The organism is Marinomonas fungiae (assembly GCF_001418205.1).
Taxonomy (GTDB): domain Bacteria; phylum Pseudomonadota; class Gammaproteobacteria; order Pseudomonadales; family Marinomonadaceae; genus Marinomonas; species Marinomonas fungiae.
Genome location: NZ_LIQF01000005.1, coordinates 41,330 through 59,961, shown reverse-complemented (window position 1 = coordinate 59,961; position 18,632 = coordinate 41,330). Strand labels below are relative to the sequence as shown.

At 45.5% G+C, this 18,632-nt stretch carries 17 protein-coding genes; 13 read left to right on the top strand and 4 right to left on the bottom strand.

Annotation, left to right across the window (positions count from 1 at the left end; all coding sequences use genetic code 11):
- Positions 1 to 41: 41 nt before the first annotated feature.
- The 4 genes from minD (at position 42) to ASC49_RS09075 (ending at position 3,573) form a co-directional block, all read left to right on the top strand.
- On the top strand, positions 42 to 851 hold the full coding sequence (gene minD / locus ASC49_RS09090; RefSeq protein WP_055462935.1) for a septum site-determining protein MinD: 810 nt from the start codon (positions 42 to 44) through the stop codon (positions 849 to 851).
- 1 nt (position 852) lies between these two features.
- Complete coding sequence (minE, locus tag ASC49_RS09085; protein ID WP_055462934.1) at positions 853 to 1,110, top strand: cell division topological specificity factor MinE; 258 nt, start codon at positions 853 to 855, stop codon at positions 1,108 to 1,110.
- A gap of 118 nt (positions 1,111 to 1,228) precedes the next feature.
- A complete protein-coding gene (locus ASC49_RS09080; protein WP_055462933.1) occupies positions 1,229 to 2,407 on the top strand; it encodes a cytochrome-c peroxidase in 1,179 nt (392 codons plus the stop codon).
- Between the two features lie 113 nt (positions 2,408 to 2,520).
- Complete coding sequence (locus ASC49_RS09075) at positions 2,521 to 3,573, top strand: aldo/keto reductase (protein ID WP_055462932.1); 1,053 nt, start codon at positions 2,521 to 2,523, stop codon at positions 3,571 to 3,573.
- Between the two features lie 79 nt (positions 3,574 to 3,652).
- On the opposite strand, the gene fusA is transcribed toward ASC49_RS09075, so the two are convergent.
- The 4 genes from fusA to ASC49_RS09055 all read right to left on the bottom strand — a co-directional run bounded on the left by fusA (position 3,653) and on the right by ASC49_RS09055 (position 8,516).
- Entirely contained in the window at positions 3,653 to 5,743 is a 2,091-nt protein-coding gene (fusA, locus tag ASC49_RS09070) for an elongation factor G (RefSeq protein WP_055462931.1), read from the bottom strand.
- Between the two features lie 160 nt (positions 5,744 to 5,903).
- Entirely contained in the window at positions 5,904 to 7,079 is a 1,176-nt protein-coding gene (locus ASC49_RS09065) for a cation:proton antiporter domain-containing protein (RefSeq protein ID WP_055462930.1), read from the bottom strand.
- Positions 7,080 to 7,099: 20 nt separating this feature from the next.
- Positions 7,100 to 7,765 (bottom strand): TIGR04211 family SH3 domain-containing protein, encoded by a 666-nt coding sequence (locus tag ASC49_RS09060; protein WP_055462929.1) that lies wholly within the window; start codon positions 7,763 to 7,765, stop codon positions 7,100 to 7,102.
- Positions 7,766 to 7,931: 166 nt separating this feature from the next.
- Positions 7,932 to 8,516 carry a superoxide dismutase gene (locus tag ASC49_RS09055; protein WP_055462928.1) on the bottom strand — a complete coding sequence of 195 codons (585 nt, stop codon included), beginning with the start codon at positions 8,514 to 8,516 and terminating at the stop codon, positions 7,932 to 7,934.
- 165 nt (positions 8,517 to 8,681) lie between these two features.
- Here ASC49_RS09055 and ASC49_RS09050 point away from each other — a divergent pair, with 165 nt between their 5' ends.
- From ASC49_RS09050 to ruvB, 9 genes are all read left to right on the top strand, one after another.
- Entirely contained in the window at positions 8,682 to 9,641 is a 960-nt protein-coding gene (locus ASC49_RS09050) for a GumC domain-containing protein (protein WP_055462927.1), read from the top strand.
- Positions 9,642 to 9,778: 137 nt separating this feature from the next.
- Positions 9,779 to 11,137: a prephenate-dependent tRNA uridine(34) hydroxylase TrhP gene (gene trhP / locus ASC49_RS09045; protein WP_055462926.1), complete on the top strand. Its 1,359-nt coding sequence runs from the start codon at positions 9,779 to 9,781 to the stop codon at positions 11,135 to 11,137.
- A 157-nt stretch (positions 11,138 to 11,294) separates the two neighbouring features.
- Positions 11,295 to 12,209, top strand: a complete 915-nt coding sequence (cysD, locus tag ASC49_RS09040) for a sulfate adenylyltransferase subunit CysD (RefSeq protein WP_055462925.1) — start codon at positions 11,295 to 11,297, stop codon at positions 12,207 to 12,209.
- Positions 12,210 to 12,226: 17 nt separating this feature from the next.
- Positions 12,227 to 13,840: a sulfate adenylyltransferase subunit CysN gene (gene cysN / locus ASC49_RS09035; RefSeq protein WP_055462924.1), complete on the top strand. Its 1,614-nt coding sequence runs from the start codon at positions 12,227 to 12,229 to the stop codon at positions 13,838 to 13,840.
- Positions 13,841 to 13,894: 54 nt separating this feature from the next.
- Entirely contained in the window at positions 13,895 to 14,380 is a 486-nt protein-coding gene (locus tag ASC49_RS09030) for a GreA/GreB family elongation factor (protein ID WP_141656820.1), read from the top strand.
- 175 nt (positions 14,381 to 14,555) lie between these two features.
- Entirely contained in the window at positions 14,556 to 16,325 is a 1,770-nt protein-coding gene (aspS, locus tag ASC49_RS09025; RefSeq protein ID WP_055462922.1) for an aspartate--tRNA ligase, read from the top strand.
- Between the two features lie 134 nt (positions 16,326 to 16,459).
- Positions 16,460 to 17,008 carry a crossover junction endodeoxyribonuclease RuvC gene (gene ruvC, locus ASC49_RS09020; protein WP_055462921.1) on the top strand — a complete coding sequence of 183 codons (549 nt, stop codon included), beginning with the start codon at positions 16,460 to 16,462 and terminating at the stop codon, positions 17,006 to 17,008.
- Positions 17,008 to 17,607, top strand: coding sequence for a Holliday junction branch migration protein RuvA (ruvA, locus tag ASC49_RS09015; RefSeq protein ID WP_055462920.1), 600 nt, complete (start codon positions 17,008 to 17,010; stop codon positions 17,605 to 17,607). Before ruvC ends, ruvA begins: the two co-directional genes overlap by 1 nt.
- Before the next feature lie 3 nt (positions 17,608 to 17,610).
- A complete protein-coding gene (gene ruvB, locus ASC49_RS09010; RefSeq protein WP_055462919.1) occupies positions 17,611 to 18,624 on the top strand; it encodes a Holliday junction branch migration DNA helicase RuvB in 1,014 nt (337 codons plus the stop codon).
- The last annotated feature ends 8 nt before the right edge of the window (positions 18,625 to 18,632 follow it).

The following is an 18,632-nucleotide window of genomic DNA, read 5'->3' as shown; positions in this document are numbered from 1 at the left end:
AGGGCAACGGCTAAAAGTATTAAGTTTCGGGGGATATATAGTTGGCTAAGATTATCGTCGTAACCTCAGGTAAAGGTGGGGTTGGTAAAACAACGTCCAGTGCAGCGATTGGTACTGGTTTGGCAATGAAGGGTCACAAGACTGTTATCATCGATTTTGATGTGGGTCTACGTAACTTGGATTTGATCATGGGGTGTGAGCGTCGAGTGGTTTACGATTTCGTAAACGTTATAAATAAAGAGGCGACTTTAACGCAGGCCTTGATTAAAGATAAACGTACCAAAGATCTGTTCATTTTGCCTGCGTCACAAACGCGTGATAAAGACGCGTTGACGAAAGAAGGCGTGGAAGAGGTCCTAAATGAGCTGTCAAAGGACTTTGAGTACATTGTCTGTGATTCGCCAGCAGGGATTGAAAAAGGCGCTCAAATGGCGCTTTATTTTGCGGATGTGGCAATTGTAACGACTAATCCAGAAGTATCTTCTGTGCGTGACTCGGATCGTATTTTGGGTATTCTGCAGAGCAAGAGTCGTCGGGCTGAACAAGGCTCGTCTCCTATTGAAGAGCATTTGCTTGTTACCCGCTATAATCCAGAGCGCGTATCCGAGGGTGAAATGTTGAGTGTAGCTGACGTGGAAGAAATTCTAGCGATTCCACTTTTAGGAGTTATTCCAGAGTCAGATGCAGTCTTAAAAGCGTCTAACCAAGGCACACCAGTTATTCTTGATACGCAAGCGGAAGCAGGTCAGGCGTATTCCGATGCGGTTGACCGTTTGTTGGGTGAGCAGCGTCCTTTGCGATTCACTGATGTGCAAAAGAAAGGATTCTTCAAGCGACTACTAGGGGGCTAACGTGGGAATTTTTGATTACTTCAAAAGTAAAAGTGAACCAAGTTCGGCATCTGTTGCAAAGGATCGTTTGCAGATCATTGTTGCTCATGAACGTAGTCGTCGAACACAGCCAGATTATCTTGAACAGATGCAGCAGGAAATTATTGCTGTAATCCGTAAGTATGTTCAGATTGAAAGTGATGATGTTCAAATTCAATTAGAGAATACCGACGATTGTTCGGTGCTTGAATTGAACGTTACCCTTCCAGAAAAGAACTAATAAGATAGCCGCCTTAATGCTCCCATTAAGGCGGTTATTTTTTATTAGCAATAATTCTCACTTCCAATATAGGCTATTTCGCTAGTATCATTGCTTGTCATTGATAAGTAGTAGGCCTATGAAATACATCGCTGCATTTTTTTCAATTTCCGCACTGTTGCTTTTGGGTTGCCAGCCAGTAATCCAGGATTCCGATATAAAGCCTAGCCCTAAGATGGCGCGAGAAGATTTACCTGTGGCGCTGGATCATCCCAAGGCACAGCTAGGTAGTCAGCTATTCTTTGATCCAAACCTTTCTCAAGGTCGTAACCAGTCGTGTGCGAGCTGTCATGATATTTCTCGAGCGTTTACTGATGTTCGTCGCGATGCTTTTAATGGGGCGGTTTCTTTAGGCAGTAACGAGCTGTCGGTGGGTGAGCGTAATGCGCCCACTATTTCGTATTCGGCTTTAACTCCAGGGTTTCATCGAACTAAAACTGGAGAATTTCGTGGTGGGCAGTTTCTGGATGGTCGAGCGAATGATTTAGCTCAGCAAGCGGCCGGTCCTTTTACTAATCCAGTGGAGATGCAGATGCCCTCTGAAGATTCAGTTGTGGATAGGGTGTTGGAAAATCCAGTCTATACACAGCAATTTCGAGATCTTTATGGTGCAAACATTTTCGCAGATAAGAATAAAGCGTTTAAGGCTGTGGCTGATGCCATTGCTCACTTTGAGCAAACAGTGTTATTTATGCCGTTTGACTCCAAATACGATCGTGTGATGCGCGGTGAGGCCTCGTTTACTCAGCAAGAAGAGCTTGGACGTACTTTGTTTTTTTCACAACAGTTCACCAATTGTAATGCTTGTCACCAATTGAGTGCTTCTCCATTTTACCAGCGTGAAACCTTCACCAATTACGAATATAGAAATATTGGCGTGCCTAGCAATCCGGACTTATCTCTAACCAGTTTGGATGAGGGGTTGTATGACAACCCGTTGATTAATGATGTGCTTCAGCGTGGTAAGTTCAAAGTTCCGACGTTGCGTAATGTCGCTGTAACGGGGCCTTATATGCACAATGGCGTGTTTCAGGATCTTCGTACGGTGGTGCTTTTTTATGACCAATATAATAACCCTATGAGAAAGGTGAACCCTGAGACGGGTGAACTTTGGGAGCAGCCTGAGATTGCTGATAATGTGGATCTGAAGACCCTAAGGCAATCGCCGCCGCTTGATGATCGGAGAGTCGATGCGTTGGTGGCATTTTTGAAAACGTTAACCGATCAGCGCTATGAGTCACTGTTAAATGGTCAATAAGCTGTCTTACTTGCTCTGACTTCATATTCTTTCCCTTTGAATGGCTAGACAAGTTTGTTGTCTAGCCATTACATTTTGTGGGGTGCTAGAAAAATTAAGAGGGAACACTTTTCATGAAATACAATAAGTTAGGTCGAACTGGCGTTGATGTATCTAGAGTCTGTCTTGGTACCATGACGTGGGGTAAGCAGAACAATCAAAAAGATGCAGATGAGCAGATGGCATTTGCTTTGGATTGCGGTGTTAATTTCATTGATACGGCAGAGATGTATGCGGTTCCACCGTCTCCTGAAACGTATGGCAAAACTGAGGCCATAATAGGGAATTGGCTTTCCCGTAATGGTAGTCGCCGTGAAGACATTGTGTTGGCAACGAAAATTGCTGGTAATGGCTTGTCGTGGATCAGAAATGGTGGTGATGTCACTGGAGAGGCGATTATTGCCTCTGTGGACGCATCCTTGGCACGTTTGCAAACGGATTACATCGACTTGTATCAGATTCATTGGCCTAATCGCACATCTCCGCATTTTGCTAAGCACTGGCCTGGCTCTGTTGGTCTGAGTTCAGTCGATACGGAATCTCAAACTGCACAAATGCTAGAGATCCTTCAGGCGCTAGGTGAATGTGTTAATGCTGGTAAGATTAAATATTTTGGGTTATCAAATGAAACGCCTTGGGGAATTAATGAATACCTGCGCTTAAGTGATAAATATAGCCTGCCTCGCGTAGCTTCGATTCAAAATGAATTTAGTCTTTTGCACGCTAAGGATTGGCCATATTTGATTGAAAACTGTGTTCGTGAAGACGTGGCATATTTGCCTTGGTCTCCATTAGCGGCCGGTGCGCTTTCAGGTAAATATATTGATGGTGCTCGTCCAGAGGGGAGTCGCTGGAGTTTTGCACAGCGTAACGGTTTATTCCGCGATACGGAGGCCTCTAATGCGGCCATTAAAGCATATAAGGAATTGGCTGAATCATATGATTTAACGGCTTCTCAGATGGCTCTGGCTTGGGTTGATCAGGTAGATGGTGTTACATCGACTATTATTGGTGCAACTAAGATGGACCAGTTGGAAGAAGATATGAAGGCCTTTGATCTGATTCTAAGTGACGCTCTACAGGCTGATATAGCTTCAATCTTCAAGCAATACCCAATGCCTTACTGATCATTTGATTGTGTTGAGGTTTTAGATATAAAAAAACCCGGCAAAAGCCGGGTTTTTTGTATCTTAACTGTAGGGCTGATTATTTTTCAGCTTTCTTAGCTTTAGCCGCTTCGATTACAGCTTCTGCTACGTTAGCAGGACATGGTGAGTAGTGAGCGAACTCCATAGAGAACTGACCACGACCAGATGTCATTGTACGTAGGTGACCGATGTAGCCGAACATTTCAGATAGAGGAACGTCAGCTTTGATGCGTACGCCAGTAGCGCCAGCTTCTTGGTCTTTGATCATACCGCGACGACGGTTCAAGTCACCGATTACGTCACCAACGTGATCTTCTGGAGTGAACACGTCAACTTTCATGATTGGTTCAAGAAGTTGTGCGCCAGCTTTTGGAATAGACTGACGGAACGCGCCTTTCGCAGCGATTTCGAAGGCAATAGCAGATGAGTCAACCGCGTGGTAACCACCGTCGAATAGCTCAACTTCAACGTCTAGTACTGGGTAACCAGCTAGAACACCTTCCTGCATCATAGACTTGAAGCCTTTCTCAACTGCAGGCCAGAATTCTTTAGGTACGTTACCACCAACAACTGTTGATGTGAACGTGAAGCCAGAACCTTGCTCACCTGGTTTGATGCGGTAGTCGATCTTACCGTACTGACCAGAACCACCAGACTGTTTCTTGTGCGTGTAGCTATCTTCAACAGACTTAGTGATTGTTTCACGGTACGCTACTTGTGGTTGACCAACGATTAGGTCTACGCCGTAAGTACGTTTTAGGATGTCTACCTTGATGTCAAGGTGAAGCTCACCCATACCTTTAAGGATAGTTTCACCTGATTCTTCGTCAGTCTCAACTTGGAAAGATGGATCTTCTGCAACCATTTTACCGATCGCGATACCCATTTTCTCGTTGCCGCCTTTGTCTTTAGGCTGAACAGCGATAGAGATTACTGGCTCAGGGAAGATCATCGCTTCAAGAGTACATTCGTGCTTAGGATCACATAGAGTGTGACCAGTTTGAACGTTCTTCATACCGATAACAGCTAGGATGTCACCTGCTTGAGCTTCAGTGATTTCTGTACGATCGTTTGCTTGCATCTCAACCATACGGCCGATACGCTCAGTTTTACCTGTTGCAGAGTTAAGTACAGTGTCACCTTTCTTCATACGACCAGAGTAGATACGGATGAAAGTTAGGGCGCCGAAACGGTCGTCCATGATCTTGAACGCAAGTGCTTTTAGTGGCTCATCAGCAGATACGATTGCTTTCTTGCCAGTAGGTTCACCAGTTTCAGGATCAGTAAGATCTTGTGGGTCAACTTCTGTTGGGTTTGGTAGGTAATCAACAACAGCGTCAAGCACTAGTTGCATACCTTTGTTCTTGAATGCAGAACCACAGAATGTTGGGAAGAATGCTAGGTCACGAGTACCTTTACGGATACAACGTTTGATGTCTTCTAGAGATGGCTCTTCGCCTTCTTCTAGGTATGCCATCATTAGATCTTCGTCTTGCTCAAGAGCAGTTTCGATTAGTTGCTCACGGTATTCCGCAGCTTTATCTACCATATCAGCTGGGATATCAGTGATTTCGTAGTTTTCCGGAAGACCAGTTTCGTCCCAGATGTAAGCTTTTTGAGTTAGAACGTCAACAACACCAACGAATTGATCTTCTTCACCGATTGGAAGAGTCATAACAAGTGGGTTAGCTGCTAGAACGCGCTTAACTTGGTCTACAACGCGGTAGAAGTTAGCACCTAGACGGTCTAGTTTGTTAACGAAGATAACACGAGCAACTTCTGACTCGTTAGCGTAGCGCCAGTTAGTTTCTGATTGTGGCTCTACACCACCAGAACCACAGAATACACCGATACCGCCGTCAAGTACTTTCAAAGAACGGTATACTTCTACTGTGAAGTCAACGTGCCCAGGTGTGTCGATAACGTTTAGGCGGTGGCCTTTCCACTCACAAGTTACAGCAGCAGACTGGATCGTGATACCACGCTCAGCTTCTTGTTCCATGAAGTCAGTTGTTGATTCACCTTCGTGAGTCTCACCAAGCTTGTGGATTTTACCAGTAAGTTTCAAGATACGTTCAGTTGTGGTCGTTTTACCCGCGTCTACGTGGGCGAAGATACCAATGTTTCTGTAAAGAGATAAGTCAGCCATTACATTACTCTAATAAGTGTAGAATGAATTTTTCGCATGGATAGTATACAAGACTTTTCAGCGAACTAGTCAGGTATTCGCGCGTATTCTATATTACTTTGCTAGCGCAATAAAAGGGGCTCACCGTTAACCCTCCCTATATTTATGGGATTATTTTCTATTAATCGCGTCTCAGGCGGTCGGAAATGGCGATTGGATTGGGGTAGCAGAGAATAACCACATAAGTAGAAAGGGCAAAGGTTAGGATGGCGGTTGCCTGAATGACATGGCTTGCCTCCACACCGATTAGACCTAATGATGTCGCTAAGTAAGCGATTAATAAGGAAAACTCACTGACTTGCCCGAGGCGAAAGCCGACTTCCCAGCTGGTATTTTTATCTTCTTTTAAACCTTTTAATAAATAGCGAAACACTGTTGGTTTGGCGACCATGGACAATAGGGCTAAGGCTAACGCAGGCCAAATAACCAAGCCTAACAGATCTAGGTTAAAGCTTGCTCCGATCGAGAAAAAGAACAAGATCAGAAAGAAGTCCCGCAGCGGTTTTAAATTGATGGCAATGTATTGTGAAATGGGGGAGGTCGCTAGCGCGACGCCAGCAATGAAGGCGCCCATCTCAGCTGACAGTCCCAGTATTTCAGCGGCGGTAGCCATGGCTAGACACCAGCCAATTGAAAGTAGAAAGATGTATTCGTGGAAACGGTCAAACTTGCTGATTAGCGGCAGCAATATATATCTCACCAGTAGGAATGAACCAACAATCAGTGTGGGCAGACCGATGATTGGCATAAGGTAGTGCTGAAGACTGTCGCTGTCGTTTGAGCTGTTGCCGATGGCGACTAATGCCAGTAAAACTGCAATCGCAATGATGTCTTGCAGCAACAGCAGTCCAACAACGATTTCGCCAGTATGCTTGTGGTGTAGTACGGTTGTTGGAAGCAGTTTGATACAGATAATAGTGCTGGAAAACATCATTGCCAAGCCGATGATAATGGATTCCATTTCTGTGTAGTGAAATGCTTTTGCCGTGAGATAACCCAGTGCAGCAAAAGCTAACGAGGAGGCAATGGCAATCCAAGAGGCTTTTTTGAGCATGTTAAATAAGTGGCTGGGCTGCATATCAAGCCCAAGCAGGAATAATAAAAAGATGATGCCGATGTGCGACATGCCATCCAGCAGTTTAGGCTGGTCAACAAGTTGTAAGGCATAAGGGCCAAAGAGGGCGCCTAAAGCAATATAGGCGAGTATTAAGGGCTGTTTGGTGTAAAGCGCAACGGAGGCGACGACGGCCGCCCCTGCAAAAATCAGAAAAAAAGAGTGTACGATGTTTACATCCATATCTTGCCCTCAATAAGGTATTACCAAGAGCTAGATGATACCTTCTTTTTGCGCGTTAATGGAAACAGTAGGCCAAATAGGGTTCCGATAATCAGTGTTCCGGCACCAATTAAAAACCAGCGTTGCTCTAAAGAGGAATTCAACGCTTCGTTCTTCGCATTAAGTGTGTCTACCTGTTGCTGAAGTGATTGGATCTTATAATCTGACTCTTCGTTAGCTGAGACGATGGCCTTTGCTTGTTGAGCGAGTTCCGAAACGCCCTTGAGTTGGTTTTCTAACGCCTGCTTTTGTGAGGTTAACATTTCGACAGACGATACGAGTTCCTCATTGATGTCTTTGGTTTTCTGTAGTGTTTCTTCGGCGTTTACTTGAGCTTCTTTGGCTTGAGTTAACTGATTTTGAAGATAAATGATTTGGTCACGACTAACTCGATCTTCACTGATAAAGTAGCTTGGTAGCCAGCCTTCATTGCCATCGGGAGTGCGTACCTTGATGTGATCGTCACGACGATCCAGCACAGTTAAAGGTGTGCCGCTTTTTATGCCTCGTTCGGTTGCTCGGGAGTCATTGCTTAATCCCTCACGGATGGCAACGAATTGAATATCGGAAACGTAAACCGTTTCTGCTTGAGCGGAAAGTATAACGCTAAAGGAAGCTGTTAATCCGAACAGTATTTGTTTTAGCACGTGAAGACCCTTTTACAATCAATTACTTGTACCCAGACAATAACGCTACTATTGCTTCAGCGCAACAGCTAGCTAGTCTGCTTAATAATGGGATTGTGTCAGTAATATGTAAAACAAAAAAGCGCAACCAAAGTTGCGCTTTTTAGAGAACGACTTAATGCTGAAATTAAGCTGCGAAGTTTGCTGCAGCGAATTCCCAGTTTGCAAGCGCCCAGAAACCTTTTAGGTAGTCAGGACGTACGTTGCGGTAGTCGATGTAGTAAGCGTGTTCCCATAGGTCAACAGTGATCAACGCTGTTTGACCAGCAGTCATTGGCGTACCAGCGTTGCTAGTGTTCACGATTTCTAGAGAACCGTCTGCATTTTTAACTAGCCAAGTCCAGCAAGAGCCAAAGTTGTTAACAGCTTTGTCGTTGAACGCTTCTTGGAAAGCTGCAAAAGAGCCCCATTTAGCGTTGATTGCGTCTGCTAGAGCGCCAGTTGGCTCGCCGCCGCCGTTAGGGCTTAGGCTGTTCCAGAAGAAGGTGTGGTTCCAAATTTGTGCTGCGTTGTTGAATACAGGGCCAGCTGGAGCAGAAGTAATGATCTCTTCTAGAGATTTGCCTTCGTACTCAGAACCAGGAACAAGACCGTTTAGCTTAGTTACGTAAGTGTTGTGGTGCTTGCCGTGGTGAAACTCTAGAGTCTCAACAGACATGTGCGGCTCAAGAGCGTCTTTAGCGTAAGGTAGAGCTGGTAATTCAAAAGCCATTTCTTTTCTCCTTGCTTTATTGTAATGAAAAGTGCTTGTGATCAAGCAGTTAATGGTGCTTATATAGTAGCATTGAACATTTGAATATTATATTCATTCTATTTGTATGGTTATTTATTCCCATAGATTTTCATAGTTGTACAAAGATTAGTGGCTGAATACTTTATGCGAAAAGATGATGATGTTGAAATTCCAAGCTTGACGCTCGATCAAGACGAGCTAAATGACCGAACTTCAACAAGTGCTAGTACCCAAAAGGCCGGTAAACAGCGCCTTAATCCTCCACCAGCTAAACCGACTGCAGCTGTGCATGCACCGGTCAAAAAGCCAAGCCTTGCGTTTGTTTACTTCCTACTATTGCTCATAATAGGTGGTGCGGGGGCAGGGGGCTACTGGTTATGGATGGAAAATCAAAAACTGCGTGACGAATTGTTGGGCGCTCGTAGTCAAATTCAGGACTTAGACAGTCAATTAGTAGCGGCTGATGTTTCTAATAGTGAGCTTGGTTCCACTGTTGAAGAGACTTTGAAAAATCACGACAGTGAAATTCGTAAGTTGTGGGCCGTGGCCTACGATCGTAACCGAAGCGCTATTGCTACCAATGACTCTAAAATTGAAGTGTTGCAAGGTAAATTAGCGGACTTGCGAGAAGTGGTGTCGACGCAAGGTAAACGCGTCGCGGTTCAAGCTGATACGTTTAATGAAATTGAAAATGGCTACAATACTATGGTCAATACAGTAGCTACAATAGAGGCGAATCAAAAGGAACAAGTTGCCAAGGTTGCTAGTCTTGAAAGTGAAGTTGGCCTTGCTTCTAAACAGGCTGATACTGTTAAAGCTCAAAGTGATCGCATTGCGACACTTGATAGTCAACTTAAGTCTCTTAAGCAAGGTCTGGATCGATTGGCGGCTCAGGTGAGTCAACAAGGTCAGGGTTTGGATAAGCTGGCGAAAGAACCTAGTTCACCAGAAGTGCCTTCGAATTTAGGTTCGCGTTTGGCAAATACTGAGGAGGCAATACGATCGATTGATCAATTCCGTCCGCAAGTGTTACGTGAAATTAACAATTTGAAGGCTCAGGTCCGTCAATTGTCGTTGGAATTGAGTATTGCTAATGGTGGTTAATTTAGCTACCCGTTAACTGTTTTGATATAGATCAAAGAAAGGCTGACTTGTTCAGCCTTTCTTGTTTTTGGCATAAGGCAAAAGGTGAGCAATTCGCTAGAATTCGCGCCAAATTCACTCCTCGATAAAGATTCATTATGACCGAATTGCTTTCTCCTGCTGGTACTTTAAAAAATATGCGCTATGCCTATGCCTATGGTGCTGATGCAGTGTATGCAGGCCAGCCGCGTTACAGTCTGCGTGTGCGTAACAATGACTTTACTATGGCAAACCTTGCGCAAGGCATTGAAGAGGCGCATAGCCAAGGTAAAAAGCTTTACGTTGCTACTAATATTGCGCCACACAACGCCAAGATCAAAACCTTCATTAAAGACATGGAGCCAGTCGTTGAAATGGGGCCAGATGCTCTGATTATGTCTGATCCTGGTTTGATGATGCTGATTAAAGAGAAGTGGCCGGATATGCCGATCCACCTTTCAGTACAAGCGAATGCGGTGAACTGGGCGACAGTGAAGTTTTGGCACAACTTTGGGCTGGAGCGCGTAATTCTATCACGTGAACTATCGCTTGATGAGGTTGGTGAGATTCGTCAAATGGTTCCGGAAATGGAAATTGAGACGTTTGTACACGGTTCATTATGTATTGCTTACTCTGGTCGTTGTTTGCTATCAGGTTACTTTAATCGTCGTGATCCTAATCAGGGGACTTGTACTAACTCTTGCCGTTGGCAGTACGATGTGAAATCTGCGGTGCAAGACGAGAATGGCGATATTGTGCCAGCGGATGGCAGTCATCTAAAAGGTGTGCAGAGCTTTGATCCATCTGAGTTTACTGCACCAACTCTAGGTGAAGGTAAGCCATTTGATGATGTGGTATTGCTGCGTGAGCAAGGGCGTGAAGGGGAGTTTATGCCTGCATTTGAAGATGAGCATGGCACCTACATCATGAATAGCCGAGATTTGCGTGCCATTCAACACGTTGAGAAGTTGATTGAGCTGGGGGTGCATTCTCTGAAAATCGAGGGTCGTACCAAGTCACACTTCTACGCTGCTCGTACTGCTCAGTTGTACCGTAAGGCAATTGATGATGCGATTCATGGGCAACCGTTTGATATGTCATTGATGGATAAGTTAGAAGGCTTGGCAAACCGTGGTTATACCGAAGGCTTCTACCGCCGTCATGTTCATGATCAATATCAAAACTATCAGTACGGCAACTCGATCTCTGATCGCCAGCAGTTTGTGGGTGAAATGCTGGATTGGAATAATGGCTGGTTGACGATTGATGTGAAAAACCGCTTTAAAGTGGGAGATTCGATTGAGTTGATTACCCCTAAGGGCAGCATGTTGTACAGCATTGAGGCAATGGAAAACCTGAAAGGCGAAACGATGGCGGTGGCGCCTGGTTCCGGTCACAAGGTACGTATCCCTCTGCCTTATCAACCTGAGCAATTAGAGCTTGGTTTGGTGATGCGCAATCTGCCAAATGGCTTGTAAAGTTTGCAGCACTGTTTTGGCTCTTATAGAAAGGCTCATTATGAGCCTTTTTTAATATCTATATGCTATGAAAATCTAGTTGCGCTGGTTTTTATAACTTTCTGGCATGTTATAGTTAGCGAAATGCCGAAGCCTTTTAATATTTGGACGAGATAATATGACAGTTACAGAGGCAAGACTGACTCACCTTAAACAGCTTGAAGCTGAAAGTATTCACATTATTCGTGAAGTGGCTGCAGAGTTTGACAATCCGGTCATGCTGTATTCCATTGGTAAAGATTCAGCGGTCATGCTGCATCTTGCTATGAAAGCGTTTTACCCAGGTAAGCCGCCGTTCCCGCTATTGCACGTTGACACAGGTTGGAAGTTCAAAGAAATGATTACGTTCCGTGACGAGATGGTTGCGAAGCTAGGTCTTGATCTTCTAGTGCATCAAAACCCAGAGGGTGTTGCTCAAGGTATCGGGCCGTTCACTCATGGCAGTGCAGTACACACAGACGTTATGAAAACTCAAGGCTTGAAACAAGCGCTTGATAAATACGGTTTCGATGCAGCCTTTGGGGGTGCGCGTCGTGACGAAGAAAAATCCCGTGCGAAAGAGCGCGTGTACTCTTTCCGTGATAAACAACACCGCTGGGATCCAAAAAACCAGCGTCCAGAGTTGTGGAATATTTACAACGGTAAGGTGAACAAGGGCGAAAGTATTCGTGTGTTCCCTCTATCTAACTGGACGGAGCTGGATATCTGGCAATACATCTACCTAGAGAGCATTCCAATTGTTCCTCTTTACTTCGCTGCGAAACGTCCAGTGGTTGAGCGCGATGGTGTTCAAATCATGGTTGACGATGAGCGTATGCCTTTGAAAGAAGGCGAAGTGCCAGAAATGAAATCAGTACGTTTCCGTACGCTTGGCTGTTACCCACTAACGGGTGCGGTGGAATCTGAGGCGGATACATTGCCTGAAATCATTCAAGAGATGCTGTTGACGAAGAGTTCAGAGCGTCAGGGCCGTGTCATCGACCATGATTCTGCGGGTTCGATGGAAGAGAAGAAGAAGCAAGGTTATTTCTAAGGCTAGGAGTTGTAAGAATGTCTCATCAATCAGAAATGATCAGTCAAGATATCCTTGGCTACCTAAAACAGCACGAAGAAAAAGACCTGCTTCGCCTGCTAACCTGCGGTAACGTAGACGATGGTAAAAGTACCCTAATCGGTCGCTTGCTACATGATTCTAAGTTGATCTATGAAGACCACTTAGATGCGGTAAAGCGTGACAGTAAAAAATCTGGCACACAAGGCGAAGAAGTTGATTTGGCGCTACTTGTGGACGGCCTACAAGCAGAGCGTGAGCAAGGTATCACAATCGATGTAGCTTACCGTTACTTCTCAACTGAGAAGCGTAAGTTCATTATCGCGGATACGCCTGGGCACGAACAATACACACGTAACATGGCGACAGGCGCATCGTCTTGTGACCTTGCAATCATTTTGATTGACGCTCGTTACGGTGTGCAGACGCAAACCCGTCGTCACAGCTATATTGCTTCCCTGTTGGGTATTAAGCACGTTGTTGTTGCAATCAATAAAATGGATTTGGTGGGCTTCTCCGAAGAGAAATTCAACGAAATCCGTGCAAGCTACTTAGAGTTTATTGAGCAGCTTGGTAACCGTAAGCCTGAAGATGTGTACTTTGTGCCAATGTCTGCCCTTAAGGGTGACAACGTTGTAAATGCGTCTGAGCAAACGCCTTGGTATCAAGGCGGTCCTTTGATGGAGATTCTTGAGCAGGTTCAGATTAATCGTGATGCTAAGAGTGACTCGTTCCGTTTCCCTGTGCAGTACGTTAACCGTCCAAACCTTGACTTCCGTGGCTTTGCAGGCACTATCGCAGCAGGCCAAGTGAAGCCTGGTGATGAAATCGTTGCTCTGCCTTCAGGTAAGAAGTCTAAAGTTGCTGAAATCGTGACTTACGATGGTAACTTGGAGGTGGCGAAAGTTGGTCAAGCGGTTACCTTGACGCTTGAAGATGAAATCGACATCAGCCGTGGTGACATGATTGTTCACCCTGGTCATGAGCCAGAAATTAGTGCCAACCTACGTGCGTCTGTTGTCTGGATGTCTGAGCAGCCATTGGTGCCAGGCAAACTTTACAACTTTAAGCTTGGTACGCAAACTGTGCCGGGTAAGGTTCACCACATTAACTACCGTATTGATGTGAACACGCTTGAGCAAACGCAAGTGGATCAGGTTGAGTTAAACGTTATTGCTGACTGTGTGATTAGCTTTGATGCACCGGTGGCATTCGATAGCTACCAAACCAGTCCGTTGACCGGTGCCTTAATCATTATTGATCGTCTATCAAACGTAACCGTTGGTGCGGGTATGGTTGAAGAGACGGTAGGTGATCTGGATGCTGATACGGTGGTAACAGCGGAAGAGCGAGCTGCGCGTTTAGGTCAGAAGCCAGCTGTTGTTGCGCTAGCATCAGGTTCTGCAGTTGATGCACAGCAGCTTGAGCGTTCATTACTACGCCGTGGAGTCGTGGCATTGGCTAAATTAGATGCGACATCTGCTGAGGCGGAGTTGCTTAAGCAAACGGGTGTTGTGGTTGTGGTGGCGGATGCTGCTGTAGCTGACATTCAGCTGTCAGAAGGCAGTCATGATGATGTTGTAGAGCAAATATTATCGACTGTTCGTCTGTAATTTGCCGATAAATCGTGTATAAAAGCCACTGTTTTTACAGTGGCTTTTTTGTTTGTGAAGAAAATGTTTTTAGAACAGTTGCAGCTAAGTTTGATTGAATACGCAGAGACTCGTGTGAAAGTAGCTAAGGAAGCTGCAGATCAGGCACGCCAAGCGGCGACTAGCACTGAAAGTGTGGCTGAAACCAAATGGGATACATTCGGTTTGGAGAATTCTTACTTGGCCCATGGACAGTCGGTACGTGTGGCTGAGTGTGAGGCTGATCTGGCTTATTTTAGGAAAATGGCTTTTGCCGACAGTGACGAGATTGCTGTGGGCTCTGTGTTTGAAGTCGAACGTCGAGATGGTTGGAATAGAGTTATTATTCTGTCTCAATGCTGCGGTGGTGGTGAATTTGAAAGTCAGGATAAATCGATTCTTTTGGTGACGCCGCAAACACCTCTTGGTAAATCCTTGCTCGGTAAAGAAGAGGGGGATGAAGTGATTATGAAGAGTCGCGGTGTGGAGCTGGTTGCGGAAATTGTAAGAATTTTTCTTTAACTGGATTAGAAATTTAAGTCATGCCCTAGAGAGTCCAAAGCGCTTGGCATATAATGCTGGGCCTTAAATGATTAATACCTCCCTGTTTTATTGCTTTATTAGCATTTCGTATGAATAACACAGGGTGAATAACGGTACGTTCGCAACTTTGCGAGACAGTAATAGGATAGGAATTATGCGCAGCCATTATTGCGGCGAGTTAACAGCAAAAAACATTTCAGAAGAAGTCACTCTTAGCGGCTGGGTACACCGTCGTCGAGATCACGGTGGTGTTATTTTCTTGGATCTACGTGATCGCGAAGGTCTGACTCAGGTTGTATTCGATCCAGATCGTGCAGAAAGTTTTGCCTTGGCTGACAGCTGCCGTAGTGAATTCGTAGTACAAATTAAAGGTCTTGTTCGGGCTCGTCCAGAAGGTACTGTTAACCCAAACATGACAACGGGTGAGATTGAAGTACTGGGTCACGAGCTTGAAATCCTAAACCGTGCTGCGACGCCTCCATTCCAGCTTGACGATCACCAAACTGTTGGTGAAGACGTTCGTCTGAAAAACCGTTTCATCGATTTGCGTCGTCCAGAAATTCAGCAAAAGCTACGTTTCCGTTCTAAAGTGACTTCTGTACTGCGTCGTTACCTAGACGAAAATGGCTTCCTAGACATCGAAACGCCAATTCTGACTCGTGCGACACCGGAAGGTGCGCGTGACTACTTGGTACCAAGCCGTACGCACCAAGGTAGCTTCTTTGCGCTGCCTCAGTCTCCTCAGTTGTTCAAGCAGCTACTGATGGTGTCTGGTTTTGATCGCTACTACCAAATTGCTAAATGTTTCCGTGACGAAGATCTACGTGCTGACCGTCAGCCAGAATTTACTCAGATCGACTTGGAAACTTCTTTCCTAGGCCAAGAAGAAATCATGTCTCTAACAGAGGGAATGATCTCTAACTTGTTCAAAGAGCTTAAAGACATCGACTTGGGTGCCTTCCCTCGTATGCCTTTCTCTGAAGCGATGGAAAAATACGGTTCAGACAAGCCTGACTTACGTATCCCGCTAACGATTGAAACGGTTTCTGACTTGATGACAGATGTAGACTTTAAAGTCTTCTCTGGCCCAGCTTCAGATCCAAAAGGTCGCGTTGCGGCGCTGAAAGTTCCTGGTGGTAACGCTCTGACTCGTAAGCAGATCGACGAATACACGAAATTCGTTGGCATCTACGGTGCGAAAGGCTTGGCTTACATCAAGGTAAACGACAAATCTGACCTTGAAGAAGGTCTACAGTCGCCAATCGTTAAGTTCCTACCGACAGAAGTGCGTCAAGCATTGCTCGATCGAGTAGAAGCACAAGATGGCGATTTGATTTTCTTCGGTGCCGACCAAACTAACATCGTAAACGAAGCGCTGGGTGCACTACGTTGCAAGCTGGGTGCGGATCTTGACCTTTATACTTGTGAATGGGCGCCGCTTTGGGTAGTTGATTTCCCGATGTTTGAAGAAACGCCAGATGGCGGGGTGACTGCAATTCACCACCCATTCACTGCGCCTTCATGTTCGCCAGAAGAGTTGCAAGCAAACCCGCTAACGGCGCTTTCCCAAGCCTACGATATGGTGCTTAACGGTACTGAGCTGGGTGGTGGTTCGATTCGTATTCACCAAGCTGAGATGCAGCAAACTGTATTTGGTTTGCTAAACATCTCTGCTGAAGAGCAAGAAGAGAAGTTTGGCTTCCTATTAGATGCATTGAAGTTCGGCGCGCCGCCACACGGTGGTTTGGCGTTCGGTCTTGACCGTCTAGTGATGCTGATGACTGGCTCGGCGTCTATTCGTGACGTTATTGCTTTCCCGAAAACTCAAAGTGCAACCTGTCTATTGACGCAAGCGCCTGGTGAAGTTAGCGAGAAGCAGCTTAAAGAATTGAGCATCCGTGTGCGTAAGCCGGTTGCAGAGTAATTTCTTAAACCGTAAGGTTTAAATGTTAAAAAGGGCCACGTTTGTTGGCCCTTTTTTGTGGCTATTGATTGCAATGTCTGCTTCAGGCTGTTGAAATATACAGTGTTTTTACTGGCTGCATAATAGGAAGTGTTTTGGCTCGAATTTTAGCAATTGACCCTGGTTCTCGCTTAACGGGCTTTGGGGTTGTGGATTTTATTAATGGCAAAATCCACTATGTAAGCAGTGGCTGTATACGCTTGCCAGATGAAAATTTGGCGGTGCGCTTAAAACGTATCTTTGAATGTGTTAGCGAAGTGATTGAACAGTTCAAGCCAAATGAATTTGCAATTGAGGAGGTGTTCTTAGCTAAGAATGCTAACTCTGCACTGAAGCTTGGTCAGGCGCGAGGCTCTGCAATTGTGGCGGCGGCGATGGCTGACTTGCCAGTGTATGAATACGCAGCTCGTCGGGTAAAGCAATCGGTCGTGGGGAATGGTAATGCTGATAAAAGTCAGGTTCAGGCGATGGTGCAGCTGCTATTGAAGCTAGAAACAACACCGCAAGCGGATGCGGCGGACGCTTTGGCCATTGCTTTGTGTCATGCCAATACAAGGACATCGGATGGCCTAGAATATGGTGTCGGTAAACGAGCGGGGCGAGCAACAAAACGCTGGCAATTATCAGATTTGAGGACGAAGTAATGATTGGACGAATTGTTGGCACACTTGTGGAAAAATCACCACCAGAGCTGTTAGTTGATGTTGGTGGTATTGGTTACGAAATTATGGCTTCCATGAGCACAATTTATGAGTTGCCTGCGATTGGGCAGAGTGTCATCCTACATACTCATTTTCAAGTGAAAGAAGACGCTCATTCCTTATATGGCTTCATAACGAAAGATGAGCGTGCTTTGTTTAGAATACTGATTAAAGTGAACGGTATCGGGCCTAAAATGGCTCTGTCTGTACTTTCAAGTATGTCGCCATCTGAATTGATTCTAGCTGTGCAAGAATCTCAAGTGGATTCTCTGACGAAGATTCCTGGAGTAGGGAAGCGTACCGCAGAGCGACTTGTGGTGGAATTGCGTGATAAGCTAGGACATGCCGCCAAACAGGATCTATTTACTGAGCGCGCAGTCGTGGTCCAAGTGCAAACGGATCCACGACAAGAGGCGGAAGCGGCGTTGATTGCTTTAGGTTATAAACCTCAAGAAGCCGCGCGAGCTATCGCGAAGTTACCTAAAGATGAATCTAACAGTGAAACACTAATTAGAGCGGCTCTAAAGAGCATGTTGAAATAATTTATGATTGAACATGACCGTATTATCTCTCCTCAAGTACGAGGAAGTGAGGGGCAGGTGGATCGCGCTATTCGTCCCCAGAGCTTAGCTGAATACATTGGTCAGCCTGTGGTCAAAGAGCAAATGAGTATTTTTATCCAAGCAGCGCGTCAGCGTGGTGAGCCCTTGGATCATTCTTTGATTTTTGGTCCGCCAGGTTTAGGCAAAACCACTTTAGCTAATATCATTGCCAATGAAATGGGGGCAGAAATTAAGTCTACTTCAGGGCCGGTGCTTGAGCGAGCAGGAGATTTAGCTGCCTTGCTCACCAATCTGGAAGAAGGAGATGTACTCTTTATTGATGAGATACACCGTCTGAATCCCGCTATCGAAGAGGTGCTCTATCCCGCTATGGAGGATTACCAGATAGACATTATGATTGGGGAAGGGCCAGCAGCGAGATCAATAAAAATTGATATCCCTCCCTTTACTTTAGTGGGTGCGACTACCCGTGCGGGCTTGCTTACATCACCTTTACGCGATCGTTTCGGAATTGTGCAACGTTTGGAGTTTTATGATGTCGAATCGCTGACTACAATTGTCAAACGTTCCGCTGGAAAGCTGGGCGTAGATTTGGATGACTCTGGTTGCTTCGAGGTGGCTCGGCGTTCGCGCGGTACCCCGCGTATTGCAAATCGTCTGTTACGACGTGTGCGAGATGTGGCGCAGGTTAGTGGTGATATGCTAGTGGGCCAAGCTGTTGCTCAACGGGCCTTGGATATGTTAAGTGTAGACAGTCAGGGTTTTGATCATCTTGACCGGCGTATGTTATTGACCATGATAGAAAAGTTTGATGGGCGTCCAGTGGGTCTAGATAGTATTGCAGCTGCAGTTGGCGAAGATAAAGATACCATTGAAGATGTGATTGAGCCGTTCTTAATTCAGCAAGGTTTTGTCATTCGAACACCGCGCGGAAGACAGGTGACAAAACGTGCTTATGAGCATTTTGACTATCAATTACCTCAAGATTTTGAATAAAGGAATTT

What these genes read in the sequence shown, in the direction of transcription:
- ASC49_RS09080 (WP_055462933.1), top strand. Translation starts at nt 1,229, where the DNA reads ATGAAATACATCGCTGCATTTTTTTCAATTTCCGCACTGTTGCTTTTG.
- ASC49_RS09075 (WP_055462932.1), top strand. Translation starts at nt 2,521, where the DNA reads ATGAAATACAATAAGTTAGGTCGAACTGGCGTTGATGTATCTAGAGTC.
- fusA (WP_055462931.1), bottom strand. Translation starts at nt 5,743, where the DNA reads ATGGCTGACTTATCTCTTTACAGAAACATTGGTATCTTCGCCCACGTA.
- ASC49_RS09065 (WP_055462930.1), bottom strand. Translation starts at nt 7,079, where the DNA reads ATGGATGTAAACATCGTACACTCTTTTTTTCTGATTTTTGCAGGGGCG.
- ASC49_RS09055 (WP_055462928.1), bottom strand. Translation starts at nt 8,516, where the DNA reads ATGGCTTTTGAATTACCAGCTCTACCTTACGCTAAAGACGCTCTTGAG.
- ASC49_RS09050 (WP_055462927.1), top strand. Translation starts at nt 8,682, where the DNA reads ATGCGAAAAGATGATGATGTTGAAATTCCAAGCTTGACGCTCGATCAA.
- trhP (WP_055462926.1), top strand. Translation starts at nt 9,779, where the DNA reads ATGACCGAATTGCTTTCTCCTGCTGGTACTTTAAAAAATATGCGCTAT.
- cysD (WP_055462925.1), top strand. Translation starts at nt 11,295, where the DNA reads ATGACAGTTACAGAGGCAAGACTGACTCACCTTAAACAGCTTGAAGCT.
- cysN (WP_055462924.1), top strand. Translation starts at nt 12,227, where the DNA reads ATGTCTCATCAATCAGAAATGATCAGTCAAGATATCCTTGGCTACCTA.
- aspS (WP_055462922.1), top strand. Translation starts at nt 14,556, where the DNA reads ATGCGCAGCCATTATTGCGGCGAGTTAACAGCAAAAAACATTTCAGAA.
- ruvA (WP_055462920.1), top strand. Translation starts at nt 17,008, where the DNA reads ATGATTGGACGAATTGTTGGCACACTTGTGGAAAAATCACCACCAGAG.
- ruvB (WP_055462919.1), top strand. Translation starts at nt 17,611, where the DNA reads ATGATTGAACATGACCGTATTATCTCTCCTCAAGTACGAGGAAGTGAG.